The 5,541-nt window shown below is 51.6% G+C and carries 2 tRNA genes and 3 rRNA genes; all 5 read left to right on the plus strand.

The window, feature by feature from the left end:
* The first annotated feature begins 275 nt into the window (after positions 1–275).
* Positions 276–1,820: ribosomal RNA gene (locus NMK_RS07645) — 16S ribosomal RNA — on the plus strand.
* Positions 1,821–1,950: 130 nt separating this feature from the next.
* Positions 1,951–2,027, plus strand: a tRNA-Ile gene (locus NMK_RS07650).
* 19 nt (positions 2,028–2,046) lie between these two features.
* Positions 2,047–2,122 (plus strand) — tRNA-Ala (locus NMK_RS07655).
* 256 nt (positions 2,123–2,378) lie between these two features.
* Positions 2,379–5,264: ribosomal RNA gene (locus NMK_RS07660) — 23S ribosomal RNA — on the plus strand.
* 119 nt (positions 5,265–5,383) lie between these two features.
* Positions 5,384–5,497 (plus strand): 5S ribosomal RNA (rrf, locus tag NMK_RS07665).
* Together the 16S, 23S and 5S rRNA genes with 2 tRNA genes alongside form the textbook arrangement of a ribosomal RNA operon.
* Positions 5,498–5,541 lie beyond the last annotated feature (44 nt).

Genomic DNA, 5,541 nt, shown 5'->3' on the forward strand with positions numbered 1-5,541 from the left:
TTGACCGACCGTAAATGATCTGTATAATGCGCGGCTCGCTGTCGGTGACGGCGAGTTGTGATTAAGAAGTAAACGCTCTTTAACAAATAGACAACCGACAGGTGTGGGTGCTTGTGAGTAGGAAGTCGATTGGTCCTAGTCTTTATGATTGGGATATCGAATCTCGAAATACAAGTGCTTACATCTGAGAATGACATAGGTAATACCTAAGTTCATTTGAAGTTTTAAGCCAAAGCGAATCGCTTCGAAAGAAGCAAAGTAAATAGTTGGGAATTGAACTGAAGAGTTTGATCCTGGCTCAGATTGAACGCTGGCGGCATGCTTTACACATGCAAGTCGAACGGCAGCATGACCTAGCTTGCTAGGTTGATGGCGAGTGGCGAACGGGTGAGTAATGCATCGGAACGTACCGTGTAATGGGGGATAACGCAGCGAAAGTTGTGCTAATACCGCATACGTCCTACGGGAGAAAGCAGGGGATCTTCGGACCTTGCGTTATACGAGCGGCCGATGTCAGATTAGCTAGTTGGTAGGGTAAAGGCCTACCAAGGCGACGATCTGTAGCTGGTCTGAGAGGATGATCAGCCACACTGGGACTGAGACACGGCCCAGACTCCTACGGGAGGCAGCAGTGGGGAATTTTGGACAATGGGGGCAACCCTGATCCAGCCATGCCGCGTGAGTGAAGAAGGCCTTCGGGTTGTAAAGCTCTTTCGTGAGGGAAGAAACGGCGGACTCTAACATAGTTCGCTAATGACGGTACCTCAAGAAGAAGCACCGGCTAACTACGTGCCAGCAGCCGCGGTAATACGTAGGGTGCGAGCGTTAATCGGAATTACTGGGCGTAAAGCGTGCGCAGGCGGTTTGACAAGTCTGATGTGAAAGCCCCGGGCTCAACCTGGGAACTGCGTTGGAAACTGTCAGGCTAGAGTGTGTCAGAGGGAGGTAGAATTCCACGTGTAGCAGTGAAATGCGTAGAGATGTGGAGGAATACCGATGGCGAAGGCAGCCTCCTGGGATAACACTGACGCTCATGCACGAAAGCGTGGGGAGCAAACAGGATTAGATACCCTGGTAGTCCACGCCCTAAACGATGTCTACTAGTTGTTGGAGGAGTGAAATCCTTCAGTAACGCAGCTAACGCGTGAAGTAGACCGCCTGGGGAGTACGGTCGCAAGATTAAAACTCAAAGGAATTGACGGGGGCCCGCACAAGCGGTGGATTATGTGGATTAATTCGATGCAACGCGAAAAACCTTACCTGGCCTTGACATGCCACTAACGAAGCAGAGATGCATTAGGTGCCCGAAAGGGAAAGTGGACACAGGTGCTGCATGGCTGTCGTCAGCTCGTGTCGTGAGATGTTGGGTTAAGTCCCGCAACGAGCGCAACCCTTGCCAATAATTGCCATCATTTAGTTGGGCACTTTATTGGGACTGCCGGTGACAAACCGGAGGAAGGTGGGGATGACGTCAAGTCCTCATGGCCCTTATGGCCAGGGCTTCACACGTAATACAATGGTCGGTACAGAGGGTTGCCAACCCGCGAGGGGGAGCCAATCCCAGAAAGCCGATCGTAGTCCGGATTGTTCTCTGCAACTCGAGAGCATGAAGTCGGAATCGCTAGTAATCGCGGATCAGCATGTCGCGGTGAATACGTTCCCGGGCCTTGTACACACCGCCCGTCACACCATGGGAGTGGGTTCCACCAGAAGTAGTTAGCCTAACCGCAAGGAGGGCGATTACCACGGTGGGATTCATGACTGGGGTGAAGTCGTAACAAGGTAGCCGTATCGGAAGGTGCGGCTGGATCACCTCCTTTCTAGAGAATGTCCTGCTTGCAAGCATTCACACCTGTCGGTTGTTAATTTGAAAAGCAGTCGTTAGTTGCTAGTCGTTAGAAGCTAGTTAGTTTGCTAGCGGCTGAACAATGGCTAGAGGCTGACCTGAAAGGGTCTGTAGCTCAGCTGGTTAGAGCACCGTCTTGATAAGGCGGGGGTCGTTGGTTCGAGCCCAACCAGACCCACCAGAACCTGGATAGGTTAAATGGGGGATTAGCTCAGCTGGGAGAGCACCTGCTTTGCAAGCAGGGGGTCGTCGGTTCGATCCCGTCATCCTCCACCATCGACTTGTTTAAAGTCGTTAGTTGTTAGTTATGAGGTTGCTCTGAACTAACAACTAACGTCTCAATGACAGTTAGCTGCTCTTTAACAAAATGGAAGAAGTAAAGTGAACACAAAGACTTTGTGATGAAGTTGGAGTGTTCAACATTGGGTAATTTGATTGCATCAAGCGCAGCGGTTTTAGTCGAACCGTTGTGTTAAACAAATGCTTTAGTAGTTTCCTGTAATGGAGGAATCGCAAGGTTTCAACGTTATAGGGTCAAGCGAATAAGTGCATGTGGTGGATGCCTTGGCGATTACAGGCGATGAAGGACGTGGCAGTCTGCGAAAAGACTCGGGGAGCTGACAAGCAAGCTTTGATCCGGGTATGTCCGAATGGGGAAACCTTCCCGCAAGGGAACTCCCACCTGAATACATAGGGTGGGTAGAGCGAACCCGGCGAACTGAAACATCTAAGTAGCCGGAGGAAAAGAAATCAACCGAGATTCCGTAAGTAGTGGCGAGCGAACGCGGACCAGCCTGCAACTTTTAGCACGCTTATTAATAGAACGGAATGGAAAGTCCGGCCATAGAGGGTGATAGCCCCGTATATGAAAATTCGTGTGTGGAACTAGGGTTGCGACAAGTAGGGCGGGACACGAGAAATCCTGTCTGAAGATGGGGGGACCATCCTCCAAGGCTAAATACTCGTAATCGACCGATAGTGAACCAGTACCGTGAGGGAAAGGCGAAAAGAACCCCGGGAGGGGAGTGAAATAGAACCTGAAACCGCATGCATACAAACAGTGGGAGCCGACTTGTTCGGTGACTGCGTACCTTTTGTATAATGGGTCAGCGACTTACGTTCAGTAGCAAGCTTAACCGATAGGGAAGGCGTAGCGAAAGCGAGTCCGAATAGGGCGCTTCAGTTGCTGGGCGTAGACCCGAAACCAGATGATCTATCCATGGCCAGGATGAAGGTGCCGTAACAGGTACTGGAGGTCCGAACCCACTAATGTTGAAAAATTAGGGGATGAGCTGTGGATAGGGGTGAAAGGCTAAACAAATCTGGAAATAGCTGGTTCTCTCCGAAAACTATTTAGGTAGTGCCTTGTGTCTCACTCTCGGGGGTAGAGCACTGTTATGACTAGGGGGTTCACAAGAACTTACCAACTCATTGCAAACTCCGAATACCGAGAAGTGCAATCACAGGAGACAGACCATGGGTGCTAACGTCCGTGGTCAAGAGGGAAACAACCCAGACCGCCAGCTAAGGTCCCAAATGACGTGCTAAGTGGTAAACGAAGTGGGAAGGCATAGACAGCTAGGAGGTTGGCTTAGAAGCAGCCACCCTTTAAAGAAAGCGTAATAGCTCACTAGTCGAGTCGTCCTGCGCGGAAGATGTAACGGGGCTAAGCACGTAACCGAAGCTGCGGATGCATATTTATATGCATGGTAGGAGAGCGTTCCGTAAGTCTGTGAAGGTGTGTCGTGAGGCATGCTGGAGATATCGGAAGTGCGAATGCTGACATGAGTAGCGATAAAGGGTGTGAAAGGCACCCTCGCCGAAAGCCCAAGGTTTCCTGCGCAACGTTCATCGGCGCAGGGTGAGTCGGCCCCTAAGGTGAGGCAGAAATGCGTAGCTGATGGGAAACGGGTTAATATTCCCGTACCTTTATGTAATGCGATGTGGGGACGGAGAAGGTTAGGCAAGCCGGGTGTTGGATGTCCTGGTTTAAGCGTGTAGGCGGATCCTTTAGGCAAATCCGGAGGGTCAACGCTGAGGCGTGATGACGAGTGCCCTTGAGGCGCGAAGTTGCTGATACCAAGCTTCCAAGAAAAGCCACTAAGCTTCAGTTACATAAAGACCGTACCGCAAACCGACACAGGTGGGCAGGATGAGAATTCTAAGGCGCTTGAGAGAACCCGGGAGAAGGAACTCGGCAAATTAGCACCGTAACTTCGGGAGAAGGTGCGCCCCGGTAGGTTGTAGTCCCTCGCGGACGAAGGCCGATGGGGTTGCAGTGAAAAGGTGGCTGCGACTGTTTAATAAAAACACAGCACTGTGCAAACACGAAAGTGGACGTATACGGTGTGACGCCTGCCCGGTGCCGGAAGGTTAAGTGATGGGGTGCAAGCTCTTGATCGAAGCCCCGGTAAACGGCGGCCGTAACTATAACGGTCCTAAGGTAGCGAAATTCCTTGTCGGGTAAGTTCCGACCCGCACGAATGGCGTAACGATGGCCACACTGTCTCCTCTCGGGACTCAGCGAAGTTGAAATGTTTGTGAAGATGCAATCTACCCGCGGCTAGACGGAAAGACCCCATGAACCTTTACTGTAGCTTTGCATTGGACTTTGACAAGATTTGTGTAGGATAGGTGGGAGGCATTGAAGCGGGGACGCCAGTTCTCGTGGAGCCAACCTTGAAATACCACCCTGATGTTGTTGAGGTTCTAACCTAGGCCCCTGAATCGGGGTCGGGGACCGTGCATGGTGGGCAGTTTGACTGGGGCGGTCTCCTCCCAAAGAGTAACGGAGGAGTGCGAAGGTTCGCTAGGTACGGTCGGAAATCGTACTGATAGTGCAATGGCATAAGCGAGCTTAACTGCGAGTCCGACAAGACGAGCAGGTACGAAAGTAGGTCATAGTGATCCGGTGGTTCTGTATGGAAGGGCCATCGCTCAACGGATAAAAGGTACTCTGGGGATAACAGGCTGATTCCTCCCAAGAGTTCATATCGACGGGGGAGTTTGGCACCTCGATGTCGGCTCATCACATCCTGGGGCTGTAGCCGGTCCCAAGGGTATGGCTGTTCGCCATTTAAAGTGGTACGTGAGCTGGGTTTAAAACGTCGTGAGACAGTTTGGTCCCTATCTGCCGTGGGCGTTGGAAGTTTGAGGGGACCTGCTCCTAGTACGAGAGGACCGGAGTGGACGGATCTCTGGTGGACCGGTTGTCACGCCAGTGGCATAGCCGGGTAGCTATATCCGGAAGAGATAAGCGCTGAAAGCATCTAAGCGCGAAACTCGCCTCAAGATGAGACTTCCCTGGGCCTAGAGCCCACTAAAGAGTCGTTGAAGACCACAACGTTGATAGGTCGGGTGTGGAAGCGCAGTAATGCGTTAAGCTAACCGATACTAATTGCTCGTGAGGCTTGACCCTATAACCTTGTAACTTGGCAATCCGCCAGCAAGGTCTGCTAAAGCAGCAATCAAGTTACTACCAATTTACTTCTTCCCTTTTGCAGCAGTTGCAACAAACCGCAACTGCTACCAGTTACGTCTGGCGGCCATAGCGAGTTGGAACCACGCCTTCCCATCCCGAACAGGACCGTGAAACGACTCCGCGCCAATGATAGTAAGCTCTTCGCTTGCGAAAGTAGGTCACCGCCAGACACTCATTCATCGCAAAGGCCCTCAATAGAGGGCCTTTCGCGTTT

The organism is Novimethylophilus kurashikiensis (assembly GCF_003112435.1).
Lineage (GTDB): Bacteria > Pseudomonadota > Gammaproteobacteria > Burkholderiales > Methylophilaceae > Novimethylophilus > Novimethylophilus kurashikiensis.